Origin of the sequence: Allostella sp. (assembly GCF_041913585.1) — a bacterium.
GTDB lineage: Bacteria > Pseudomonadota > Alphaproteobacteria > ATCC43930 > Allostellaceae > Allostella.
On record NZ_JAYSFE010000001.1, the window covers coordinates 1 to 22,942 of the forward strand.

At 72.5% G+C, this 22,942-nt stretch carries 24 protein-coding genes; 11 read left to right on the forward strand and 13 right to left on the reverse strand.

Annotated elements, in window-relative coordinates; translation table 11 throughout:
- The 5 genes from ACE3Q3_RS00005 to ACE3Q3_RS00025 all read right to left on the reverse strand — a co-directional run.
- The coding region (locus ACE3Q3_RS00005; RefSeq protein WP_374439898.1) for an ABC transporter ATP-binding protein at positions 1–556 on the reverse strand (556 nt) is incomplete at its 3' end.
- A gap of 2 nt (positions 557–558) precedes the next feature.
- Complete coding sequence (locus ACE3Q3_RS00010) at positions 559–2,292, reverse strand: ABC transporter permease (RefSeq protein ID WP_374439901.1); 1,734 nt, start codon at positions 2,290–2,292, stop codon at positions 559–561.
- 70 nt (positions 2,293–2,362) lie between these two features.
- A complete protein-coding gene (locus ACE3Q3_RS00015; protein WP_374439905.1) occupies positions 2,363–3,424 on the reverse strand; it encodes an ABC transporter substrate-binding protein in 1,062 nt (353 codons plus the stop codon).
- 86 nt (positions 3,425–3,510) lie between these two features.
- The gene (locus ACE3Q3_RS00020; protein ID WP_374439908.1) at positions 3,511–4,323 is read right to left on the reverse strand and encodes an enoyl-CoA hydratase; all 813 of its coding nucleotides are present in this window, start codon (positions 4,321–4,323) and stop codon (positions 3,511–3,513) included.
- Between the two features lie 38 nt (positions 4,324–4,361).
- Positions 4,362–5,570 carry a CaiB/BaiF CoA transferase family protein gene (locus tag ACE3Q3_RS00025; RefSeq protein ID WP_374439911.1) on the reverse strand — a complete coding sequence of 403 codons (1,209 nt, stop codon included), beginning with the start codon at positions 5,568–5,570 and terminating at the stop codon, positions 4,362–4,364.
- Between the two features lie 216 nt (positions 5,571–5,786).
- On the opposite strand from ACE3Q3_RS00025, the gene ACE3Q3_RS00030 reads away from it, so the two are divergent.
- The 3 genes from ACE3Q3_RS00030 to ACE3Q3_RS00040 all read left to right on the forward strand — a co-directional run bounded on the left by ACE3Q3_RS00030 (position 5,787) and on the right by ACE3Q3_RS00040 (position 8,703).
- Complete coding sequence (locus tag ACE3Q3_RS00030; protein ID WP_374439914.1) at positions 5,787–6,449, forward strand: GntR family transcriptional regulator; 663 nt, start codon at positions 5,787–5,789, stop codon at positions 6,447–6,449.
- A 110-nt stretch (positions 6,450–6,559) separates the two neighbouring features.
- Complete coding sequence (locus ACE3Q3_RS00035; protein ID WP_374439917.1) at positions 6,560–7,231, forward strand: outer membrane lipoprotein carrier protein LolA; 672 nt, start codon at positions 6,560–6,562, stop codon at positions 7,229–7,231.
- On the forward strand, positions 7,228–8,703 hold the full coding sequence (locus ACE3Q3_RS00040) for a tetratricopeptide repeat protein (RefSeq protein WP_374439920.1): 1,476 nt from the start codon (positions 7,228–7,230) through the stop codon (positions 8,701–8,703). The genes ACE3Q3_RS00035 and ACE3Q3_RS00040 overlap by 4 nt, the downstream gene beginning before the upstream one ends.
- 11 nt (positions 8,704–8,714) lie before the next feature.
- Here the strand turns inward: ACE3Q3_RS00040 and ACE3Q3_RS00045 are convergent, their stop codons facing one another.
- The 5 genes from ACE3Q3_RS00045 to ACE3Q3_RS00065 form a co-directional block, all read right to left on the reverse strand.
- Positions 8,715–9,764: an ABC transporter substrate-binding protein gene (locus ACE3Q3_RS00045; RefSeq protein WP_374439923.1), complete on the reverse strand. Its 1,050-nt coding sequence runs from the start codon at positions 9,762–9,764 to the stop codon at positions 8,715–8,717.
- Between the two features lie 41 nt (positions 9,765–9,805).
- The gene (locus ACE3Q3_RS00050) at positions 9,806–11,434 is read right to left on the reverse strand and encodes a class I adenylate-forming enzyme family protein (protein WP_374439926.1); all 1,629 of its coding nucleotides are present in this window, start codon (positions 11,432–11,434) and stop codon (positions 9,806–9,808) included.
- On the reverse strand, positions 11,431–11,874 hold the full coding sequence (locus ACE3Q3_RS00055) for a hotdog fold domain-containing protein (RefSeq protein ID WP_374439929.1): 444 nt from the start codon (positions 11,872–11,874) through the stop codon (positions 11,431–11,433). Before ACE3Q3_RS00055 ends, ACE3Q3_RS00050 begins: the two co-directional genes overlap by 4 nt.
- 104 nt (positions 11,875–11,978) lie before the next feature.
- Positions 11,979–12,863, reverse strand: a complete 885-nt coding sequence (locus ACE3Q3_RS00060) for a MurR/RpiR family transcriptional regulator (protein WP_374439932.1) — start codon at positions 12,861–12,863, stop codon at positions 11,979–11,981.
- Positions 12,860–13,612, reverse strand: coding sequence for a DUF1194 domain-containing protein (locus tag ACE3Q3_RS00065; RefSeq protein WP_374439935.1), 753 nt, complete (start codon positions 13,610–13,612; stop codon positions 12,860–12,862). Before ACE3Q3_RS00065 ends, ACE3Q3_RS00060 begins: the two co-directional genes overlap by 4 nt.
- 123 nt (positions 13,613–13,735) lie before the next feature.
- Between ACE3Q3_RS00065 and ACE3Q3_RS00070 the strand changes: the two genes are divergently transcribed.
- The 7 genes from ACE3Q3_RS00070 to ACE3Q3_RS00100 all read left to right on the forward strand — a co-directional run bounded on the left by ACE3Q3_RS00070 (position 13,736) and on the right by ACE3Q3_RS00100 (position 19,209).
- Entirely contained in the window at positions 13,736–14,518 is a 783-nt protein-coding gene (locus ACE3Q3_RS00070) for a gamma-glutamyl-gamma-aminobutyrate hydrolase family protein (RefSeq protein ID WP_374439938.1), read from the forward strand.
- Positions 14,519–14,784: 266 nt separating this feature from the next.
- Positions 14,785–15,738 carry a 2Fe-2S iron-sulfur cluster-binding protein gene (locus tag ACE3Q3_RS00075; protein ID WP_374439941.1) on the forward strand — a complete coding sequence of 318 codons (954 nt, stop codon included), beginning with the start codon at positions 14,785–14,787 and terminating at the stop codon, positions 15,736–15,738.
- A 73-nt stretch (positions 15,739–15,811) separates the two neighbouring features.
- On the forward strand, positions 15,812–16,519 hold the full coding sequence (pyrF, locus tag ACE3Q3_RS00080) for an orotidine-5'-phosphate decarboxylase (protein WP_374439944.1): 708 nt from the start codon (positions 15,812–15,814) through the stop codon (positions 16,517–16,519).
- A gap of 103 nt (positions 16,520–16,622) precedes the next feature.
- Entirely contained in the window at positions 16,623–17,312 is a 690-nt protein-coding gene (locus tag ACE3Q3_RS00085; RefSeq protein WP_374439947.1) for a fumarylacetoacetate hydrolase family protein, read from the forward strand.
- 19 nt (positions 17,313–17,331) lie between these two features.
- Entirely contained in the window at positions 17,332–18,138 is an 807-nt protein-coding gene (gene xth / locus ACE3Q3_RS00090; RefSeq protein WP_374439950.1) for an exodeoxyribonuclease III, read from the forward strand.
- A complete protein-coding gene (locus ACE3Q3_RS00095; protein ID WP_374439953.1) occupies positions 18,135–18,668 on the forward strand; it encodes a hypothetical protein in 534 nt (177 codons plus the stop codon). Before xth ends, ACE3Q3_RS00095 begins: the two co-directional genes overlap by 4 nt.
- Positions 18,669–18,744: 76 nt before the next feature.
- Entirely contained in the window at positions 18,745–19,209 is a 465-nt protein-coding gene (locus ACE3Q3_RS00100; RefSeq protein WP_374439955.1) for a hypothetical protein, read from the forward strand.
- Here ACE3Q3_RS00100 and ACE3Q3_RS00105 read toward each other — a convergent pair.
- Positions 19,206–20,015 carry an MBL fold metallo-hydrolase gene (locus ACE3Q3_RS00105; RefSeq protein ID WP_374439958.1) on the reverse strand — a complete coding sequence of 270 codons (810 nt, stop codon included), beginning with the start codon at positions 20,013–20,015 and terminating at the stop codon, positions 19,206–19,208. The genes ACE3Q3_RS00100 and ACE3Q3_RS00105 overlap by 4 nt on opposite strands.
- Before the next feature lie 112 nt (positions 20,016–20,127).
- Between ACE3Q3_RS00105 and ACE3Q3_RS00110 the strand changes: the two genes are divergently transcribed.
- On the forward strand, positions 20,128–21,327 hold the full coding sequence (locus tag ACE3Q3_RS00110) for an MFS transporter (RefSeq protein WP_374439961.1): 1,200 nt from the start codon (positions 20,128–20,130) through the stop codon (positions 21,325–21,327).
- Here the strand turns inward: ACE3Q3_RS00110 and ACE3Q3_RS00115 are convergent.
- Together ACE3Q3_RS00115 and ACE3Q3_RS00120 are read right to left on the reverse strand one after the other, a co-directional pair.
- Positions 21,309–22,007, reverse strand: coding sequence for a response regulator transcription factor (locus tag ACE3Q3_RS00115; protein WP_374439964.1), 699 nt, complete (start codon positions 22,005–22,007; stop codon positions 21,309–21,311). The genes ACE3Q3_RS00110 and ACE3Q3_RS00115 overlap by 19 nt on opposite strands.
- A gap of 57 nt (positions 22,008–22,064) precedes the next feature.
- The gene (locus tag ACE3Q3_RS00120) at positions 22,065–22,850 is read right to left on the reverse strand and encodes an alpha/beta hydrolase (protein WP_374439966.1); all 786 of its coding nucleotides are present in this window, start codon (positions 22,848–22,850) and stop codon (positions 22,065–22,067) included.
- Positions 22,851–22,942 lie beyond the last annotated feature (92 nt).

Here is a 22,942-nt window from a genome sequence, read left to right on the forward strand (position 1 = left end):
CGTCGTGCAGCCGGCGGATCTCGAAGCGCATCTCCTCGCGCAGGTTGGCGTCGAGATTGGAGAGCGGCTCGTCGAGCAGCAGCACCGACGGCTTGACGACGATCGCGCGGGCGAGCGCCACGCGCTGCTGCTGGCCGCCCGACAGCTCCGCCGGGTAGCGCCCGGCCAAGTGCCCCATCTGCACCACGTCGAGGATCTCGCCGACGCGGCGCCGCACCTCCTCGGCCGGCAGCTTGCGCAGCTTGAGGCCGAAGGCGACGTTCTCGGCGACCGTCATGTTCGGCCAGATGGCGTAGCTCTGGAAGATCATCGACATCCGCCGCCGCTCGGGCGGCAGGGCGGCGCCCGGCTGCGACACCACCTCGCCGTCGAGCTCGATGCTGCCGGCGGTCGGCTCGATGAAGCCCGCGATCATCCGCAGGGTCGTCGTCTTGCCGCAGCCGGAGGGACCGAGCAGCGACACGAACTCGCCCTCCTCGAGGGCGAGATCGACGCCGTCGACGACGGTCGTCCGGCCGAACGCCTTGCCGAGCCGGTTCAGGACCAGACGGGGCATGTTCATTCCCTCCGCAGCATGAAGTCGCGTCCCACCAGCTTCATGCCGACGCCGACGAGCGCAAGGGTAATCACCATCATCAGCCCGCCGAGCGCCGCCACGACCTCGAAGTTGCCGGCCTCGCTGAGGTCGTAGATGAGGACCGCCATGGTCAGGGTCTTCGGTCCGACCAGGAAGACGGCCGCCGAGAGCTCGCGGGCGGAGACGATGAAGACGAGCAGCCAGCCGCCGAGCAGGCTCTTGCGGATGAGCGGCGCGGTGATCCGGGCGATGGTCCGGATGCGGCCGGCGCCGAGGATGCGCGCCGCCTCCTCCATCTCGGGATGGACGGTGCGGATGGCGGCGGTCGAGTTGGCGTAGGCGATCGGCAGGAAGCGGGCGGTGAAGGCCAGCACGATGATGAGCGCGGTGCCGTAGAGGGCGAGCGGCGGCGAGGCATAGGCGGCATAGAAGCCGATCGCCATGACGATGCCGGGAATGACGAAGGGCGCCATGGCGAGGAAGCCCAGCGCGCCGGCGAACGGGACGAGACGGCGGCCGGCGATGTAGGCGACGAGCAGCGCCAGGGCGACCGCGAAGGTCGCCGCGAGCCCGGAGAACAGGATGGTGTTCCAGATCGACTGGATCGCCATCTCGTGCCGGAACAGCAGGTACTCGTAGTTCCTGAGCGTCAGGTTGTCCCAGCGGAAGCCCCGGCCCCAGCCCTTGGCGAAGGACGCCTGCACCAGCACCAGCATCGGCATCGCCACCGCCAGCAGGCCGACGAAGGCGCACCATCCGAAGAGCGCCCAGCGCCAGCGGCCGAGCCGGATCGGCCGGCGCTCGCCGCCCTTGCCGGTCTGCGACACGAAGCCCTTGCGGCTGAGCAGCAGGCGCTGCGCCAGGATCATGACGACGGTGACGAGGAGCAGCGGCATGGCATAGGCCGACGCCACCTCGACCCGGACCGGATACTCGAAGAACTGCCAGAGCTGGGTGGTGACGACGTTGATGCGGGCCGGGATGCCGATGATGGCCGGCGTGCCGAAGAGCGCGATCGTCTCCAGGAAGACGACGATGGTGCCGCCGAGGATGGCGGGCCAGACCAGCGGCAGGGTGATCTTCCAGGTGGTCGCCAGGTTGCCGGCGCCCAGGATGTTGGCCGCGTCCTCCATCTCCGACGACACGAGATCGAGGGCGGATTTCACGAAGATGAAGATGAGCGGGAACGAGTGCAGCGCAATGACGATCGCCAGCCCGGGAAAGCTGTAGACGTTGACGAGCGGCGTCTCCAGACCGGTGAGCCAACGCCACGCCTGGTTGACGAAGCCGGCATTGGGCCCGGCCAGCAGGATCCAGCCGATGGCACCGAGGAAGGGCGGCAGGATGAAGGCCCCGAGCACGGCGATCCACACCACCCACTTGCCCGGCATGTCGGTGCGCGACACCGCCCAGGCGAGCGGCACCGCCAGGGCCATCGATACGGCGGCCGCCAGGAGGCCGAGCAGCAGCGAGTTGGCCAGCGCGTCGAGGTAGCGGGCGCGGCCGTAGGCGGTGAAGTAGTTGGCGAAGGTGAAGGCGCCGGTGCCGCGCGTCTCGAAGCTGACGACGAGGAGCTTGCCCATCGGGTAGGCGACGAGGACCAGCAGCACCGCCGCCAGCCCGATCCACAGCAGGCTGGCGGGCTCCAGGCTCCGCAAGCGGCTGGCGAAGGTGAGCGGCCGGCCGGCGGCGGCCGTGGCGATGCTGTCGGTCATGGACGGTCCGCGTCGTCTGCGGGTGGACGGGCCGGCGCCCGCGGGGTGCGCGGATGCCGGCCCGAAGGACTCAGACGCCGAAGATGTCGCGCCAGGCTTCGCGCATCTCCGGCACGCCGGTCTCCGCCTCTTCCATGGTCGGCATGATGAGCTTGATCTCGTTGAGCGGGCGCCCGCCGACCGGCGGCGCCACCTCCGGCCGCAGCGATTCGTTGAAGAACCGGGTGATGACCCGCGAGTATTCGGGGCCGGTCGCGAACTCCATGAAGAGCTTGGCGGCGTTGGGGTGCGGGCAGTTGGCGATGATCGCCGTCGGCGCCGGCGTCGCCACCGTGCCGTCGGTCGGATAGATCAGCTTCAGGGGGTTCCCGCGCGAGATGCTGAGCAGGGTGGTGGCGGACGGGATCGCGATCCCGACGGCGCGCTCGCCGCCGTTCATCAAGGTCACCGGGTCCATGCTGGAGCGGCCGATCTGCGGCTTGTTCTTCTCCAGCTTCTTCAGGTAGTCGATCCCATAGAGCTTCTTCATCATCAGGGCCCAGATCCCGATGGCGCCGCTGTAGCCCGGATGGCCGATCGCGATCTGGTCCTTCCACTTGGGATCGAGCAGGTCGGTCCAACTCTTCGGCGCCTCGGCCTCGCTCACCTTCTGGGTGTTGAAGCCCATCAGGTAGAGGCCGAAATAGCAGGTCTGGAACATGTCGTCGGCATCGCCGCGCCGCGCCGCGTCGATCATGCCGTCGGCGTTCTTCGGCCGATACTTGGTCAGCAGCCCTTCCTTCTTGAGGAAGGCATAGTGGCCGGAATCGGTCGAGCTGAAGATGTCGCACTGCACGGTGCGGGCGCGGAAATCCTGCGACAGGCGCTGGAAGGCGACCTGCGAGGTGCTGCGGATGACGTTGGCCTTGAGGCCCGGATAGCGCTCGCCGAAGGCCTTGCCCACCGCCTCGCCCGGCTCGGCGCTGAGCTGGCCGGAATACCAGGTGACCTCGCCTTCCTTCTTCGCCGCCTCGTAGAGCTGCTTCTCGTGCGCGCTCATCTCCTGGGCCCGGGCGGGATGCCCGCCAAGCGCGCCGAGCGCGCCGATGGCGGCGCCGGCCTGCAACAGTCCCCGTCTGGTGATGGTGGTCATGGTGGCGCTCCTCCTGTCTCGGGTGACGGGCGGATGCCGTTGCGACCCCCCGCGAAGGGAGCACGGTCGGCACCTCTGCCCGGGTGCTAGCGCCCCCGGAACACGGGGCGGCGCTTTTCCATGAAGGCGCGGCGGCCCTCCTTGTAGTCCTCGCTGTCGAAGCAGGCGCGCTCCAGCGCCGCGTTGCCGGCCACGTCGCGGCGCGACGGGTCGAGCAGCGCCTGATCGATCATGGTCTTGGCGGCGCGGATGGTGAGCGGCGCGTTCTGGGCGATCTCGGCCGCAATCCCGGTCACGGTCGCTTCCAGCGCCTCGGGCTCGACCACCTCGTTGACGAGGCCCATGGCGAGCGCCTGATCGGCCGAGTAGAGGCGCGCCAGGAACATCACGTGCTTGGCCCAGGACGGACCGACGAGCTGGGTCAGCCGGTCGAGCGATTCCTGGGCGTAGGAGACGCCGAGCCGCGCCGCCGGGATGCCGAACCGGCTGTCGGCGGAGGCGATGCGCAGGTCGGCCCGCATCGCCATCGCCATGCCGCCGCCGACGCAGTAGCCGCGGATCATCGCGACCAGCGGCACCTGCAGCGCCTTGAGCGCGCGGCCGGCCGCCGCCGAACGGGCGTGGTAGGCCTCCTCCGCGGCGGCGTCGGCCCGCACCTTCTCGAATTCGCTGATGTCGGCGCCCGCCGTGAAGGCCTGGTCGCCGGCGCCGCGCATGACGACGACCCGGATGTCGGGATCGGCCGCGAAGGCCGTGCCCGCCGCAGCGATGCCGTCCCACATCTCCTGCGAGATGGCGTTGCGCCGCTCGGGCTGGTTGAAGATCAGCCAGCCGACGCCGTCGCGGCAGAGGGCGATGATCTTCTCGGTCGGAAGGGCGATGCGCGTGCCGCCGTCCATCTCAGGGATGCCTCCTGCTGCCGGTGCCGGGCCGGGTTTCAGACGACGCCCTCGGCGCGCAGGCGCGCCACCGCGTCCCGGTCGTAGCCGAGCCCGGCCAGGACCTCGTCGGTGTGCTGGCCGGCGTCCGGGGTCGGCCGGCGGATGCGATCCTCGAGCCCGTCCAGGTTGATCGGCGTGCCGACGATCCGCTGCGGACCGAGCCGCGGATGCTCGACCGGGCGGGCCAGCCCGAGATGCCGGACCTGCGGGTCGTCGAACGTCTGGTCGATGGTGTTGATCGGGCCGCAGGGAATGCCGGCCTCGTCGAGCACGGCGATCCAGTGCAGGCTGGGCTGCTCGCGCGTCACCGCGGCGATCGCGTCGTTGATCGCCTTGCGGTCCTTCGACCGGCCTTCGCCGGTGTTCCAGCCCGGCCGGTCCTTCCATTCCGGCCGGCCGAGCGCGTCGCAGAAGCGGCCCCACAGGCGCGGCGAGGAGGCGGCGATGGTGATCGGACGGTCGGCCGTCGGGAAGACGCCGGTCGGGATCGCCGTCGGATGGTCGTTGCCGGCGGGCTTGGCGACCTCGCCGGCGAGCAGCCAGCGCGACGCCTGGAAATCGAGCATGAAGACCTGCGCCTCCAGCAGGCTGGTGTGGACCCACCGGCCCTCGCCCGTCTCCTCGCGCTGGAAGAGCGCCATCATGACCGCCAGGGCCAGCAGGTTGCCCGCCGTCAGGTCGGCGATCGGGATGCCGACGCGCAGCGGCCCCTGTCCCGGCTCGCCGGTGATCGACATCAGGCCGCCCATGCCCTGCGCGATCTGGTCGACGCCGGCGCGGTGGCCGTAGGGCCCGTCCTGCCCGAAGCCCGAGATCGAGGCATAGACGATCCGCCGGTTGACCCGGCGCACGCTCTCGTAGTCGACGCCGAGGCGGAACTTCACCTGGGCGCGCATGTTCTCGACGATCACGTCGGCGTCCCGCGCCAGTTCGAGGAAGATCGCCTTGCCGCGCTCCGACTTCAGGTCGAGCTCGATCGCGCGCTTGTTGCGGTGGAGGTTCTGGAAGTCGAAGCCGTCGCGGGCGCCGATCTCGCCGACCGACTTGCCCGGCGGCTCGATCCGCACGACGTCGGCCCCCCAGTCGGCGAGGTGGCGGACGCAGGTCGGACCGGCGCGGGCGACCGTCAGGTCGAGCACCTTCAGCCGTCGCAGGGGCAGCCCGGCATCGACCCGGCCTTCGCCGGCGAGGCTCGCCTCGTCCATCGTCCCTCCTTCGCCGACCGCTGCAGAAGCGGCGCCGGGCCTGCCGTCTGTCGACAATCGAAGAGGGCTGTCCCCGGCCGTCTTCCTGTGGTTTCGGCTTCGTATTCTGTTAGCCTATCAGCCGTGTCGAACGATTGTAAACAATCCGTCCGCGCGATTGCGCCGGCCGGCAGCCTCGCCGCCGACGCGGGTGTCGCCGGCCGCGAGGGCGTCGCCGTGGCGACCGCCGCCCGGGTGCGGCAGGCGCTCGAGGCGATGATCCTGGGCGGCGAGATCGCGCCCGGCGAGCGGCTCAACGAGATCGCCCTGTCGCGCCGGTTGGGGGTGAGCCGCAGCCCGGTGCGCGAGGCCGCCCGCGCCCTGGAGCGCAGCGGGCTCGTCACCGTCATCCTTAACCGCGGTGCCTTCGTCCGCGAACTCGCGGTCGAGGAGGCGATCGACACCTACGAGGTGGCGACGCTCCTCTTCGCCCAGGCGGCCCGGCGGCTGGCGCCGGCGGCGACCGCCTCCCAGGCCCTGGAACTGATCGGGCTGGTCGAGGCGATGGAACGGGCGATCGCCGCCGTCGACCGGGAAGCCTTCTTCGAGCGCAACAGCCACCTCCACCGGCGGGTCGTCGAGATGGCCCCGAACCGCGAGATCGAGCGCGCCTATCTCGACTACACCAAGCGGCTGCGCCTGCTCCGCCGGCGGTCCTTCGAGCCGGCCGAGAACATGGCCGAGTCCAACGCCGAGCATCGGCGCCTCGTCGATGCGATCCTCGCCGGGGACGGGGAGTCCGCCCGCGCCCGCGCCGAGGAGCACGGGCGTGCCGGCCGGCGCCGCTTTCTTGCGGCCATCGCCTACCACCAGCCGGCCGCCCCCTCCCGCACCGGTTGAGGCGGAAATGCCCGCCGCGCCTTGCCTTTGCCGCATTCGGCTGGCTTGATCCCCGGCCGCACCGCCCGGCACCGCCGGGCCCGAATCCGTGCCGCACCGCCGAGGACTCGATGCGCAACTTCCTCCTGCCCTCCGGACGCCGCTCCGTTCTGGCGATGGCCTTCGCCGCCCTGGTGGCGGGCGCCGCCTTCCCCTGGACCGCCTTCGCCCAGGTCGCCGCCGCCCGCCTGACCCCGGAGCAGCAGGCCGACATCGCCCGCGTCGAGACCTACCTCTCCGGCGTGCGCACGCTGCAGGCCCGGTTCGTCCAGGTCGCCTCGAACGGCGCCTATGCCGAAGGCACGTTCTACCTCTCCCGACCCGGCAAGCTGCGCTTCCAGTACGACCCGCCGACGCCGCTGCTCATCGTCTCCGACGGAACGGTCGTCTACTCCTACGACACCGCCCTCAAGCAGACGACGCAGATCCCGGTCAACCTGACGCCGCTGTGGTTCCTTCTGCGCGAGCGCATCGCGCTGTCGGGCGACGTGACGGTGACGAAGTACGACCGCCAGGCCGGCGTGCTGCGCATCGCGCTGGTGCAGACCAAGGATCCCGGCGCCGGCTCGGTCGAACTCGCCTTCCAGTCCGAGCCGCTGGCACTCCGGCAATGGACGGTCACCGACGCCCAGGGCATCACCACCAACATCGCGCTGGCCGAGACGCGCCAGGACGTGCGGCTCGACGGCAAGCTGTTCGTGTTCGACGAGAACATGCCGCAGGGGGTCCAGCAGCACCAGTGATCGCGCCCGCGGGCGGTCGCGCCCGCCGCTCCGTCGCGCCGACGGTGGCCATCGCCTTCGTCGGCATGGTGGTCCTGGCCGAAACCGCCGGGCCGTCCGCGGCGCGCGCGGACATCGCGCCCTGCGACCGGCTGGCCGGGCTGCCGCAGCCCTGGCTCGGCCACGGCGAGACGCCGCCGCCGCGCGCCGGCCCGTCCTTCGCCCGCATCGAGGCCGAGCCCGCCGTCACCGCGTGCCGGAGGGCCGTCGACGAGCGACCCGACCATGTCCGCGCCCGTTTCCAGCTCGGCCGGGCGCTCGACAAGGCCCAGCGCTGGGACGAGGCGGTGCAGCACTACCGGCGCGCCGCCGAGGAATCCTACGCCCCGGCACAGGCGAGCCTCGGACTGCTCTACGAAGACGGGCGCGGCGTGCCGGAAGATCCGGTGACGGCAATGCGCTGGTACCGCCTGGCGGCGATCCAGAGCTATCCGCCGGCCGACACCGCGATCGGCCTGCTGCATCTGGAAGGCCGGGGGACGCGCCGCGACGAACGGGAGGCGGCGCGCTGGTTCCGGCAGAGCGCCGAGCGTGGCGACCCGGTGGGCCAGCTCATGCTGGGCCGGCTGTTCCAGCAGGGCCGGGGTGTCGTCCTCGACGAGGTCGCGGCGGCCGACTGGATCGGCCGCGCCGCCCGCCAGGGCGACGCCGAGGCGGAAACCGCCTTCGCCTTCCTCCTGCAGGAGGGACGGGGCGTCCGCGCCGACCCGGCGGAGGCCGCCCGCTGGTTCCGCCGGGCGGCCCTGCAGGGCGATGTCGCCGCGCAGAGCCAGCTCGGCTGGATCCACGAACAGGGGCTGGGCGTCGCCGTCGACGAGGCGGAGGCGGCCCGCTGGTACCAGCAGGCGGCGCGGCGCGGCGCCGCCGACGCCCAGCGCAACCTCGCCTGGCTCTACCAGCAGGGGCGTGGGGTGGCCCAGGACCTGGGACAGGCCGCGCGCTGGTACGAGGCCGCGGCGGCCCAGGGCGACGCGCGCGCCCAGGTAGCGCTGGCGTGGCTCTACGAGCAGGGCATGGGGGTGCCGGTCGACGAGGCGGCCGCCGAGCGGCTCTATCGCGCCTCGGCCCGCCAGGGCTTCTGGCAGGGCCAGAACGGACTCGCCTGGTTCCTCGCCATCCGCGGCCGCGACCTCCCGGAGGCCCTGCGCCAGGCGCGGGCCGCGGCAGCCCAGCAACCGGGGTCCGGGGACGCGCTCGACACGCTCGGCTATGCGCTCTTCCGCAGCGGCCGGCTTGCCGAGGCACAGGCGACGCTGGAGCGGGCGGCCGGCATGGAGGCGGTCGAGCCCGCCCGCATCCGCGAGCATCTGGGCGACGTCTACGCTGCCCAGGGCCGCCGGGACGATGCCCGGCGGGAATGGGAGAAGGCGGTCGCCGCCCGGCCGGCGGCGACCCAGCTCCTGCGGCTGCAGGAGAAGCTGCGGACGCGCTGACCCCGCGCCCGCTACTGCCGCAGCATCCAGCGCGACCAGCGCTCCTTCACCGCCTGGCCGTTGTCGGCCCACCAGGCGAGGTCCGTCCAGAACTGCCGCGACAGGTTGTCCGGGCTCGTCGGCAGGAACGGGATCATCTTGGGGTCGGTGAAGCGCGTCGCGTCGAGATTGAGCCCGGGATAGCCGATGACATTGGCGTAGCGGCCCTGCGGCTCGGCCTCGGCGGCCAGCGCCAGGAACTTCTGGCCCCAGTAGGCGTCCTTGGCGCCGCGCGGAATGCCGAACGCCGACTCCTTGATGGCGCCGCCGGTCCACTCGATGGCGAGCGGCGCACCCTGGACGATGGGGGCCTGATAGCGGCCGTTCCAGGCGGTGCCGATCACGGCCTCGCCGTCGATCAGGATCTGCGCCGACTGGGCGCCGGTCGTCCACCAGACCGCGACGTCCTTCTTGAGCTGGTCGAGCTTGCGGAAGGCCCGGTCGACGTCGAGCGGATAGAGCTTGTCGGCCGGCACGCCGTCGGCGAGCAGCGCGAACTCGAGGTTGTCGACCGGCGAGTTCTGCATCGTCCGCGGGCCGGGGAAGCGCCGGACGTCCCAGAAGTCGGCCCAGTTGCGCGGCCGCGCCCCTTCCTTGAAGACGTCGGAACGGTAGCCCATCACGGTCGAATAGACCGACTTGGGAAAGACGTACTCGCGCTTGCGCAGGTGTTCGGGGAAACGCGAGAGGTCGATGATGCCGAGGTCGAGCCGTTCCAGCAGGCCGGAGCGCTCGGCGCGGATCGCGTCCTCGCCGCCGATCTCGGTCACGGTCCACTCGACGTTGCCGGACTGGACCATCGCCCGCAGCTTGCCGGCATCGACCGGGCTCGTGTTCACGACCTTGATGCCGTAGCGCTTTTCGAACGCGTCGTAGAAGAACTGGCGCATGGCGCTCTGCATGGCGCCGCCGGAATCGTTGACGACGATGCGCGCCGGCTTCGGCGGCTCGGGGGTCTGCGCCCAGCCGGGGGCCGCCGTGGCCGCCAGCAACAGGGTGGCGATGATGCAGCGGGTCGTCATGCCGGTCCTCCTCGGGTTCGCGTGGGCCTCGGAATCGGGTGCTACCGCCAGCGCGCCTCCACCCGGTCCCAGCTCCCCGCCCGCGGGTCGGCGGCGGGATCGGCGAGCAGGCGCTTGGCGATCTTGTCGGACGGCGTCTTCGGGAACGCGTCGCGATAGGCGAGATAGCGGGGCACCTTGAAGGGCGCGAGATTGGCGCGGCAGTGCGCCAGGATCTGCTCGGGCGGCGCCGCGTCGGGCCGGAGGCCGGGCCGCAGCACGACGTAGGCCAGGACCTCCTCGCCGCGGACCGGATCGGGCACCGGCACGGCCGCCGCCTCGGCGACGGCCGCGTGGCCGGTCAGCACCGACTCCACCTCCCGGGCGGCGATGTTCTCGCCGGCCCGGCGGATCATGTCCTTGATGCGCCCGACGATGAAGAAATAGCCGCGCTCGTCCTGGCGGAAGAGGTCGCCGGTGCGGAACCAGCCGTCGCGGATCGCCGCCGCCGTCGCCTCGGGCTTCTTGTAGTAGCCGGCGAGGATCCCGGGCCCGCGGATCTCGAGCTCGCCGACGGCACCCGGCGGCAGCGGCCGGCCCGCCTCGTCGACGATGCGCGCCTCGCGGAAGGGCGAGGGCATGCCGCAGGAGCCCGACCCGACCATGTCCGTCGCCTCGATCGGCATGAACATGCCGGACCCGATCTCGGTCATGCCGTAGGCCTCGCGCGCGACCAGGTCGAAGCGCTCCTCGAGAGCCGCGTGCTCGGCCGGCGGCAGGCCGTAGACGTTGACCCGCACCAGTTCGTGGTCGCGGTCGCGGCGATCGGGCGGCTGCTTGGCGACGACCGCCGGCAGCAGCGTGAACTGGATGCGGTGCTCGCGCACCCAGCCCATGAAGCGGGACGCGCTCTGGCGCCGGGCGACGAAGAGCGTCGCCCGCTGCCACAGCGCCATCACCAGCAGCCATTGCGGGTCCATGTAGAAGAAGGGCGTCGACGCGAGCAGCCGGCGGTAGATCCGCCCGTCGCGCCGGGCGTTCACCAGCCCGGCCGTCAGCCAGTAGCGCTGCGTCAGCATGCAGCCCTTGGGCAGCCCGGTCGTGCCGGACGTGTACTGGATGTTGAGGAGGTCGTCGGGCGCGGGGACGGCGGACGGCGGCCCGGCGGGCGACCCCGCCGCGACCAGGCCCTCCCAGGACGGATGGCCGGCCGGTGCGTCGCCGACGACGACGATGCGCTCCGGCGCCAGCCCCGGCGGCGGCGGGTCGAAGGCCGCCAGCAGCGCCCGGTCGACCACCGCCCAGGCGACGTCACCGTCCGCGGCGACGTAGGCGATCTCGCGCGGGGTGTAGGCGAGGTTCATCGGCACCATGACGGCGCCGAGGCGCGCCAGCGCCAGCCAGGTGACGGGGAAGGCCGCCCGATTGGGCAGCATGACCGCGACATGCGTGCCATGGCGGATGCCGGCCCGGGCGAGCCCGTCGGCGAGCCGGCCGGCCCGGTCCCGGAGCTCGGCGAACGTCAGTCGCTCGCCGTCTTCGAAGAAGTCGAGCGCAACGCGCTCGGGCGCATCGGCGGCAGCGGCCTCGACCAGGGGCCAGAGACCGTGCGGCAGCGGCTCCGCCTCGATCGCCCGTCGGCGTTCCGCCAGCGGCGGCACCGGCTCGCCGAGCACGGCAGCGCGGCTCATCCGTTCAGGCCCTTGCGCGCGTGGCCCGAGAGCTCGGGCGGGGTCAGCCGCTGGTGCTCGATCGGGGTGACGGTCGTGCCGGTCGCGCGGGCCGCCAGGATCGGCGGATCGAGCACCGCGCCGTGCGAGGTCGCCGTGCCGATGCCGTAGGTGCGGGCGACGACATGCGCCTCGTAGGACCGGCGCCGGGACGTCCGGCCCACGGCCAGCAGCCGCGCCGTCACGCGCACGAAGTCGCCGTGATAGACCGGGGCGAGGAACTCGACATTGTCGAAGGCGCGCATCAGCCCGCCGTCGCCGTCGAGGAGATAGGCGAGCTTGGTCCCCGCCATCCCGAACAGCTCGACGATCGTCCCGAGCGAGACGACGCCGTCGGCGTAGTGGCTGTCGACGCGCACCTCCACCTCCGCCACGAACCGGTCGAGTCCCGATGGGTTCATCCTGCCTCGCGATGAAACGTTTGTTGTTTGAAAGCGTGCGATGAAACGTTTGTGCCGTCAACCGGCAAGCCGGGCGCCCGTCTCCGGCGCATTCCGCCGGCGGCTCACCCGTCCTCGCCGTCCTGCCAGTAGACGCCGAACTCCTCGCGCCGGCGGAACTCCGCCTCGACCTTGTCGACCAGCGGCTGGCCGCCGTTGCGCACCAGGAAGGCGACCAGCGCCTCCAGCACCGCCAGGGTCGGGATCATCGTCTGATAGAAGCTGGCCCCGGCGGTCGGAACGAGGAACACCTGGTCCGCATCGCCGGCGATCGGCGACCACGGCCCGTCCGTCAGCGCGAGCAGCTGGGCCCCCGCGCGCCGGGCATGGCGGACCAGCCGCACCGCATCGCGGGCATAGGGCTCGTAGCTGATGGCGACCAGCAGGTCGTCCGGGCCGATGCCGTCGAGGGCGTCGATCAGGGTGCCGTAGCCGCCCGCCAGCAGCACCGCGTCGCGCCGGAAGGTCCGCAGCACGTAGTGGAAATAGAGGGCGGCGGCATGGTTCGCCCGCAGGCCCAGGACATAGACCGTCCGCGCCGCGGCGACGCGCCGGGCGGCGGCCTCGACCGCGGCACCCGGGATCGTCTGCGACAGTTCCGCCAGCTGGGCGGCGTGGAGGTCGCAGGCCGCCCGCCAGACGGACTGGGCGCCGCCGCGGCGCGGACGTTCCTGCAGCCGCCGCGCGCCCGACGAGTAGCGCGCCGCGGCACTGTGCAGCCCGTCGCGCATGACGTCGCGGAACGCCTTGTAGCTGGCGAAGCCGAGCTGGCCCGCCAGCCGCACCAGGGTCGCCGGGCTGACCCCGGCCCGCCCCGCCAGCTCGCGCAGCGGATAGAGGGCGATCGAGGCCGGCTCCTTCAGCACGAAGCGGGCGGCCGTGCGAAGCTGCGGCGGCAGGTCGGCGGCGATCGCCTCCAGTCGGTCCTGGACCGCGGCGGCGTCCGTCACCGCGCCCGCTCCGTCCGGACCGCGTAGCGCGGCGCCGGCGCGCCCATCCCGGCGATCTCCAGCGCCATCTTGTCGAGCAGCGCCCGGGCAAAGTCGGCGCGGTCGCGCGCCGCCATGACGAAGGCGCCGGGTCCGCCGATCACGTCGCGCTCGTAGTATTCGACGAGCCACGGCCGCCCGTCGGGCCCGACCCGGTCGTTTTCGAGCACGGCGAGCGCGTTCACGGTGATGCCGGCCGCCACCGCCGCGTCACGGGCGGCCGGCGCCGGCAGCCGGCTGCGCATGTCCGCATTGTCCCCGGAGATGTCGATCACGCGGCGGCTCGGCTGACAGCCGCAGCCGGCGAAGAGATGCGTCGCATGGTCGAGCGCGTCGCCGATGGCGTTGTAGCTCTGCGGCGACCGTGGCGCCGCGGTGATCGCCGCGGCCAGCGCCTCCGCCGACCGCCGGTCGGCGACCATCGTCCAGCCGACGACCGTCTCGGGCCGCCCCGGCGACCCCCACTCCACATAGGCGACGGCGATCCGCCCGAGCGGGCCGTCGGCGATGGCCTGGAGGATCCGGGGGTTGGTGAGGGCGGCGGCGATGCCCTCCCGCTGCAGCCGGAACTCCGCCTCGTCGATGCTGCCGGAGGAGTCGGCGGCGAGCACGAGCGCGGTGTCGACCGGCTGATCGGCCCGGACGGCCGGCGCCTGGAGCAGGGCGGCCGCCATGGCCAGCGCGGCCCATCGATCGATCGAGAACTGCATGGAATGGCTCCCCAGGCTGGCCCGTTCCGTGCAATGATACCGTCATTCCCGGGTGCCGGCGGTTCGCTATTCGCCGGCGTGTCCGCTTTCTGGTGCCCACTTTCCGGTGATCGAGATCGGCGCATGACCCTGCCTGCCAGTCCGCCCATCGTCGGCATTCCGTCCTGCATCCGCTTCGTCCGCTACGCCAGCTTCCATTGCGTCAACGAGCGCTACGTCGACGTCATGACCTGGGTCGGCACGCTGCCGCTGCTGATCCCGGCCGCCGGCCCGTCGATCGACCTGCACGAGGTGCTGCGGCGGCTGGACGGGCTCCTGCTGACCGGCAGCCCGTCCAACGTCGAGCCGCACCTCTACGAAGGCGGCGAGAGCGAGACGCCCGACCTGCACGATCCCAAGCGCGACGCCACGACCCTGCCACTGATCCGCACCGCCATCGCCGAAGGCGTGCCGGTGCTGGCGATCTGCCGCGGCATCCAGGAACTGAACGTCGCCCTCGGCGGCAGCCTGACCCAGCGGGTGCAGACCCTGCCCGGCCGCTTCGACCACCGCTCGATCCGGTCGCCCGACATGGACCGCAACTACGGGCCCGCCCACGCGATCCGGCTGGAAGCCGGGGGGCTGCTGCACGGCCTGCTCGGCGTCGAGGAGTTCGTGGTCAATTCCCTGCACCAGCAGGCGATCGACCGCGTGGCCGCGCCCCTCCGGGTCGAGGCGACGGCGCCCGACGGCACCATCGAGGCGGTGTCGATGCCGTCCGCGCCCGGATTCGTGCTCGGCGTGCAGTGGCATCCCGAATACAAGCCGCAGGAAAACCCCTACAGCGTCCATATCTTCCAGGCGTTCGCGGACGCGGTCCATGCCCGCGCCCGGCGTCGCGTGCCGATCTCCGCCCGCGCCGCCTGAGCTTCGGCAGATGCGGGCAGGAGCGGCCGCCGAGTCGCGAGGTCATGCCGCGTTTGCATGACAGATTTGCAAGAGTCGCGTTGGACGCCCGGCCGCCAGTCCGCAATAAATAGCCGTGTAACGCGATCCTCTCTCCCTGTTGGTCGCGACACGGCGAAGGGCGCGGCGCCCCCCCTGCCACGCCCTACCTCCTCGCCCCCCGAACGCCCGGCCGCCCCCGGCCGGGCGTTCTTGCGTCCGGGCCATCGCGCGCCCCCGTCCGGCCGATGCCAGTCCTGCGAATAGAGGGTCACCCGCCGATCCCGGCCGAGCCCGGCAAGACGCTGCTGCAGGCGGCCCTGGCGGCCGGCATCGCGCTTCCCCACGGCTGCCGGTCCGGCCTCTGCGGCGCCTGTCGCGTGGCCCTCCTCGATGGCGAGATCGACCATGATCCCCACGCGCCGGCCGCACTGACCGCGGCCGAGCGGGCGCGCGGACTGATCCTCGCCTGCCGCGCCCGGCCGCGCGGCGATGTCCGCCTCGCCCTGCCCGACGCACGCCCCGAGCCGCCGCCACGACCGCGGCGCTTCGTCACCCGGGTCCTGGCCGCCGACCGCCTCGGCCCGCAGGTGCTGGGGCTGGCGCTGGTACCGCCCCCCGGCGGGCTCGCCTTCCGCGCCGGCCAGTACGCGACGCTCTCCTTCGCCGGGGCCGCGCCGCGCGACTTCTCGTTCGCCGGCCTGCCGGGAGACCCGGCGCTCGTCTTCCACCTGCGCCAGTCCCGACGTCCCGGCACCGCCGAGACCGCGGGCCGGCTGCGGCCCGGCGATGCGGTCACGGTCGAAGCCCCCTTCGGCACCGCCTATTTCCGGCCCGCCGACCCGGCGCCGCTGCTGCTCGTGGCCGCCGGCACCGGCCTCGCCCCCATGCTCTCGGTCGCCCGGGCGGCGCTGGCCGCCGACCCCGATCGCCCGGTCACCCTCTTCCGCCCGGCACCGCCGCCGGGCGACCGCTACGGCGTCGACGACCTCGCCCGGCTCGCGACCGGCCACGCCCGGTGCGCGCTCCGCGAGACCGACCCCGCGGCCCTGGTGGCGGCCGTCGTCGCGGCCGCCACCGGGCGGCCGACGATCCATGCCGCCGGGCCGCCCGAGATGGTCGCGGCGCTCCGCCATGGGCTCGATGCCGCCGGCCGGCGGCCGGCCGCCCTCCGGGCCGACTCCTTCACTGCCGTCGGCTGAGCCGAGCGCCCTTGCAGTGCCCGGCGGAGTGGGCGAAAAGACCGCCGCCCCGCCCGAACCCGGAGACCGACCGATGCGAGCTTCCCGCAGCCTCGACGCGCGCGACCGCCTGATCGTGGCCCTCGACCTGCCGAGCGTCCCCGAGGCCGAGGCGATGGTGCGCCGCATCGGGCCGGCCGCCCGCTTCTACAAGGTCGGGCTGCAGCTCCTCTTCGCCGGCGGGATCGACCTCGTGCGGCGTCTCGTCGGGGAGGGCCACCAGGTCTTCATCGACGCCAAGTTTCTCGACATCCCGGAGACCGTGCGCAAGGCGGTCGAGAGCGTGGCCCGGCTCGGCGCCACGTTCCTGACGCTCCATGCCGACCCGAGAACCTGTCGCGCCGCGATCGAGGGACGCGGCGATTCCGACCTCCGGCTGCTCTTCGTCACGGTGCTGACCAGCGTCGGCGACGAGGACCTGCGGCGCGAGGGCTATGCGCGCGGCCTGGCGGAACTGGTCCTCGACCGCACCGACGCCGTGCTGGCGGCCGGCGGCGACGGCGTCGTCGCCTCGGGCGCGGAGGCGGCCGCGATCCGGGCCCGCGCCGGCGATCGCCTCGTCATCGTCACCCCCGGCATCCGGCCGGCGGGCAGCGCCGCGCAGGACCAGAAGCGGGTCGCGACGCCGGCGGGTGCCATCGCCGCCGGCGCCGACTACCTGGTCGTCGGCCGGCCGATCACGGCCGCGCCCGACCCCGCCGCCGCCGCCGAGGCGATCGTCCGCGAGATCCGCGCGGCGTGAGCGCCTGCGGGCGCCGCTGGCGTCCGCCCGCATCTGCCCTTAGATTGCGGCGCCCGCGAATTTGCGGTGCCGACGCCGCCGCCCGCACGCCCCGAGGAGTTCCATGGCCTCCTACGCCATCCCGCTCTGGACCCAGCCCGCCCTGCCGATCGTCGGCACCAGCGACCTCTTCCCGGTCCGCCGCATCTACTGCGTCGGCCGCAACTACGCCGCCCATGCGCGCGAGATGGGCCACAATCCCGACCGCGAGGAGCCGTTCTTCTTCATGAAGCCGGCCGACGCGCTGCTGCCGAGCGGCAGCGTCATGCCCTACCCGCCGGCGACCAAGGACATGCACCACGAGATCGAGATGGTCGTGGCGCTGAAGAGCGGCGGCGCGAACATCCCGGTCGAGGACGCGCTCGGCCATGTCTACGGCTATGCCGTCGGGCTCGACATGACGCGCCGCGACCTCCAGGGCATCGCCAAGACCGCCGGCCGGCCCTGGGACATGGGCAAGGGCTTCGACCACTCCGCCCCCTGCACCGCGCTCGTCCGCGCCGCCCAGATCGGCCACCCCGACAAGGGCGCGATCTGGCTCAAGGTCAACGGCGTCGAGCGCCAGCGCGGCGACCTCGCCGACATGATCTGGAACGTGCCCGAGACGATTGCCTACCTGTCGACGCTGGTGACGCTGGCGGCCGGCGACCTCATCTTCAGCGGCACGCCGGAGGGCGTGAAGGCCGTCGTCCGCGGCGACCGCCTCGAAGGACACGTCGACGGCGTCGGCGACCTCGACATCACCATCGGCTGACGGGCGGCCGGCCTCCCCGATGGCGCTCACCGTCGCGACCTGGAACATCAACTCGGTCCGCCTGCGGCTCGACCTGGTGCTGCGCTTCCTCGCGGAGCAGCGTCCCGACGTGCTCTGCCTGCAGGAGACCAAGGCGATCGACGACGCGTTCCCTGCCAAGGCCTTCGCCGAGGCGGGGTATCGCCACCGCATCATCCGCGGCATGAAGAGCTACAACGGGGTGGCGATCCTGTCGAAGCTGCCGCTGGAAAACGTCGGCGGCCATGTCTGGTGCGGCAAGGACGACTGCCGGCACGTCTTCGCGACGCTGCCGGGGGGCATCGAGCTCCACAATTTCTACATCCCCGCCGGCGGCGACGTGCCCGACCCGGACGAGAACCCGAAGTTCGCCCACAAGCTGGCCTTCCTCGACGAGGCCCGCGACTGGATCCGGCGGGAGCGCCAGGGCGGTCGGCCGATGATCCTGGTCGGCGACCTCAACATCGCGCCGCTCGAGCACGACGTGTGGTCGCACAAGCAGCTGCTCGACGTCGTCAGCCACACCCCGATCGAGGTCGAGAAGCTGACGGCGATGCAGGAGGCGGGCGACTGGGTCGACGCCGTCCGCCACTTCGTCCCGGCCGACCGCAAGCTCTATTCCTGGTGGAGCTACCGCGCGCGCGACTGGGACGCCGCCGACAAGGGCCGGCGCCTCGACCATGTCTGGGTGACGCCGCAACTCGCGGGCGGCCTGCGCGAGGCCGCCATCCTGCGCGCCGCCCGTGGCTGGACGCAGCCCTCCGACCATGTCCCGGTGGTCGTCACCCTCGATCCGGGCGTCGCATGACGAGCCAGCATCGCTATCCGGCCGAGGCCCTCTGGGCCGACTATGCCCGCGCCGGCGCCGGGCTGCTGGCGACGCTCGGCCCCCTGCTGCTGGTTCCGGTGGCAGGCTGGATCGCCGGCGTGCTGGCGGCCCTGGCGCTCCTCTTCGCGATCTTCGCCTGGCGGACCCTGGAACGGCAGCGGACGCGGGTCGCGGTGGACGATGCGGCGATCGAAATGACGGGGCCGTCGCGCCGCCGGATCCCCTGGCACAGCCTGACCGAGGCGCGGCTGCGCTACTACTCGACCAAGCGCGACCGCTCGGGCGGGTGGATGCATCTCCGCCTGGAAGGGCCGTCCGGCTCGCTGCGGATCGACTCGACGATCGAGGATTTCGGACGGATCGCCGAGCGGGCATCGGCCGCCGTGCGCGCGCTCGACCTGCCGGTCGACGAGGTGACGCGGGCGAACTTCCGCGCGCTCGGCGCCCCGGTCGACGACCTGCCGGCGGACGGAGCGCCGCCCGTCGACGCCCTGCCCGCCGACCGATAGGTCGCGACGGCAGAACCGATCGGCCGCTCGCAGCGACCGACCGGGATCGAAACTGCACGCCGCGGAGCCCGCCGCCATGCTCATTCACGCCTCGATCCCCGCCCGTGACCCTGCCGGCGCCGCCGCCGCCATCGCCCGCATGTGGAATGCCGAAGCGATGCCGTTCCCGCCCGTCCCGGGCGCCTGGATCGTCTTCGCCGGCGACGACCGCGGCACCCAGATCGAGATCTATCCGGCCGAGGTCGCGCTGGTCCCGGGACCGGCCGAGGTCGCGGGCACGCCGGCCGATCCCAGCCAGCCGACCGGCGTCCACATCGCGATCGCCGTTCCGCACGAGGCCCGCGACGTCATCGCCATCGCCGCCGGGATGGGATGGACCGCGCGGGTCTGCAATCGCGGCGGCTTCTTCGACGTCGTCGAGGTCTGGATCGACGACCGCTTCATGATCGAGGCGCTGACCCCCGCCATGCAGCGCGCCTATGTCGACGCCATGACCCCCGCCAACTGGAAGCGCGTCTTCCAGCTCGACGCGGCAGCCTAGAACGCCAGCGTCATCCCCTCGCGCGCGACCAGGGTCCCGGGCCGCCGCCGCCGGGCGGCGCCGGCGATCGCGTCCATCGCCGCGTCGTCGCGACCCGGATCGTGATGGAAGAGCGCGACCTGCCCGACCGACGCGGCGTCGGCGATGCGGAGCGCCTCCTGCCAGGTCGAGTGGCCCCAGCCGACACGGCCGGCGAATTCCGCATCGTCGTAGGTGGCGTCGTAGATCATCAGGTCCGCGCCCTGGACGAGCTCGACGACGGTCCGGTCGATGGCCCCCGGCCGGTGTTCGAGATCGGTGACATAGGCGACCGCACGGCCGGCATGTTCGATCCGGTAGCCGGTCGCGCCGTCGGGATGGGGCAGGGGCGCCGTGCGCACCACGATCCCCGGCCGCGGCCGGAGCACGGCACCGGCCAGGAAGTCGTGGAAGGCGAGGTCGGCGGCCAGGACCTCGACCGGCACCGGGAAGAGCGGCGGCGCCATGAGGCGGCGCAGGGCGCCCTCGAGCGTCAGGCCGGGCAGCAGGTGGCCGGCCCAGAGCGCCACCGGCCGGCCCGGCATCATCGCCGGCGCGAAGAACGGCAACCCCACCACATGGTCGAGGTGGGTGTGGCTGAACAGGATGTCGAGCGGCGCCGGCGGTTCCGCGGCGAGGACACGGCCGAGCGGCCGGATCCCGGTGCCGGCATCGAGGATCAGCCGGTGCGGGCCGCAGCGGACCTCGACGCAGGCCGTGTTGCCGCCGTAGCGCGCCGTCTCCGGGCCGGCGCAGGCGATCGAGCCGCGCACGCCCCAGAAGGTCACTCGGATCGCCGGTTCATCCATCGCCCTGGGACGGCATCGTAGCAGCCCGCCGGCCGCCGGCAATCGCGGCAGTTGCACCGGGGACGCCCCTTCTAGACACTCCCGGCCGGCCATGTCGGACCGCCCCACCAACTGGACCGGAGTGCTCTTCGGTCTCGCCATCGCGATCGTCGCCGCGTTCCAGCAGTTCAAGCTGCCGCCGGTGCTGCCGCTGATGATCGAACGCTACGGCTACGACCGCGTGCTGGCCGGCGGATTCATGTCGGTCTTCGCGCTGGCGGGTCTCGTCCTGTCGTGGAATCTCGGGCGCTGGATGCAGCGCCACGGGGCGCTGCCCTTCCTCGTCGGCGCCTTCGGCCTGACGCTGGCCGGAACCGCCCTCACGCTCGCGCGGCCGGAGGACGGCATCACCGTGCTCGCAGCCCGGACGCTGGAGGGCATCGGCTTCGCGGTGCTGGCCATCGCCGGGCCGACCTTCGCCACGGTCAATGCCGGGCCGCGCCACCTGCCGATCGCCGCAGCCCTGACCGCGACCTGGATTCCGATCGGCCAGGTGCTGGCGGGGGCCGTCGCGGTGCCGTTCCTCGCCACCGGCCGCTGGGAACCCCTGTGGTGGGTGGCGATCGCGGTCGCGCTGGCGGCGATCGCCTGGACGCTCGTGCTGCATCGTTCGGGACGGGTCGACCTCGGCGCGCGCCCGGGCGCGGCGTCGGCCGCACCGCCGTCGGCCGGAGAGCAGCGCGCGATCCTGCTGGTCGCCATCGTCTTCATGCTGTGGTCGGCCCAGTACATCGGCACCATGACCTGGCTGCCGCAGCTCCTCATCGACCATTACGGGCTCGGTCAGGAGGGCGCCGTCATCGCCTATACCCTGCCCGTGGTGGTGGTCGGCGGGTTCAACCTCGTCGGCGGCTGGGCGCTCCGCGCCGGGACGGCGCCGACCACGGTCATCCTCGTCGGGCTCTCCGCCCAGGCCCTGGTCTGGGTCGTCATGCCGTGGCTCGGCGCCGACGCGACGGGGGCGGCCGGCCTCCTCTTCTACGCCATGGGCGCCGGCATCACGCCGACCTGCCTCTTCGCCCTGCCGGGCATGATCCTCGGCCCGGGCCGGGCCGGCGCGCATGCCTTCGGCGTGCTGATGGCCGGCCGCAACCTCGGCGTCATCGCCGGGCCGGTCGCCTATGCCCAGGCCTTCGCGCTCTTCGGGGACTGGAACAGCGTCGCCCGCTTCGTCGCCGTGCTCGCCCTGCTGCCGATCGCCGCCGTCCTGCCGCTGATCGCGGCGCGGCGCGGCTACGGCACGAGGCGGTAGCCGCCGGGGTCGGTCACCAGGATCTCGGCCTTCTGCGGGTCGCGCTCGATCTTCTGCCGCAGCCGGTAGACGTGGGTCTCCAGCGTGTGCGTGGTGACCCCGGCATTGTATCCCCAGACCTCGTGCAGAAGCTGGTCGCGCCCGATCGCGCGGTCGCCGGCACGGAAGAGATACTTGAGGATCGCCGTCTCCTTCTCGGTCAGGCGGATCTTCTTCTTGCCGCTCGCGTCCGTCATCAGCTTGGCGCTCGGCCGGAACGTGTAGGGCCCGACCTGGAAGACGGCGTCCTCGCTCTGCTCGTGCTGACGGAGCTGGGCACGGATGCGCGCCAGCAGCACCCCCAGCCGGAACGGCTTGGTCACGTAGTCGTTGGCACCGGCGTCGAGGCCGAGGATCGTGTCCGCCTCGCTGTCCGCCCCGGTCAGCATGATGACCGGGCAGCGGACGCCGTTGCGGCGCATCAGGCGGCAGGCGTCGCGTCCGTCCATGTCGGGCAGGCCGACATCGAGCAGGATGAGGTCGAACGGCTCGGCCTTGGCGCGCTCCAGCCCCTTGGCCGCGCTGTCCGCTTCGGTCGCCTGGAATTCCTCGTAGAGGGTGAGCTGCTCGGCCAGCGAACTCCGCAGGGCATCGTCGTCGTCGACGAGGAGGAGTCGCTTGCCGGGTTTCTGGTTCGTCATCGCTTCCGGTCGCTCCGCGGCCATGTGCCGGACCCTACCACGCCCGGCCGCGCCGCGTCATTCCGGGCCGGGCATCCGTCGGCGCAGCGTCCGGAACAGGTCGTGGCCGGGATCGGCGAAGGCATCGAGGACGGTGAAATGGTTGCGTCCGGGAACGTCGACCGCCGCCACCTCCAGCCCGCCCGCGCGCCACGCGTCCACCAGCGCCGCCTGCTGGCGATGGAACTCCGCCGTCTCGGCCCCGCCGACGGCGCAGAGGAGCGGCGGCGCGGCGGCCGGCGGATGCAGGGCCGGGCTGTGCCGCCGCGCCATGTCGGCATCCATCCCGAGCACCGCATTGAGGTAGGAGAGCCGGATCGGCTCCAGTTCGTAGAGGCCGCTGATGGCGAGCCCGCCCGCCATCGGCGGCAGGGCGAAGCCGAACGACCGCCAGTCGGTCGCCAGCATCGCCGCGGTCAGGTGGCCGCCGGCGGAGTGGCCCGAAATCCAGATCGAGTCGCGGTCGCCGCCGTGGCGGCCGATCCGCGCGGCGGTCCAGGCGACGGCGCGGCGGCAGGCGTCGACGATCTCGTCCATGGTCGCCGACGGAGCCAGGGGATAGTTGACCAGCACGGTGACGACCCCGGCAGCGACCCACGGCTCGGCCAGGAAGACGAAATCCTTCTTGTCGCGCCACTGCCAGTAGCCGCCGTGGAGGAAGACCAGGACGGGCGCCGGCCGGCCGTCCTCGTCCGGCCGGTAGATGTCGAGGGTTTCCAGCGCGCCGTCGCCATAGGCGATGTCGAGGTCGGCGCGCAGCCGCGTCGATGCGGCGGCGCCGGCGACATCCCAGCGCTGAATCACGGAGGGGTGATCCGGAACCGCCGCCCGAGCGTTATACTGTTCGTCCAGTGCGGCTTGGTCGTATCCGAGGTACACGGCCATTTCCGTCTCCG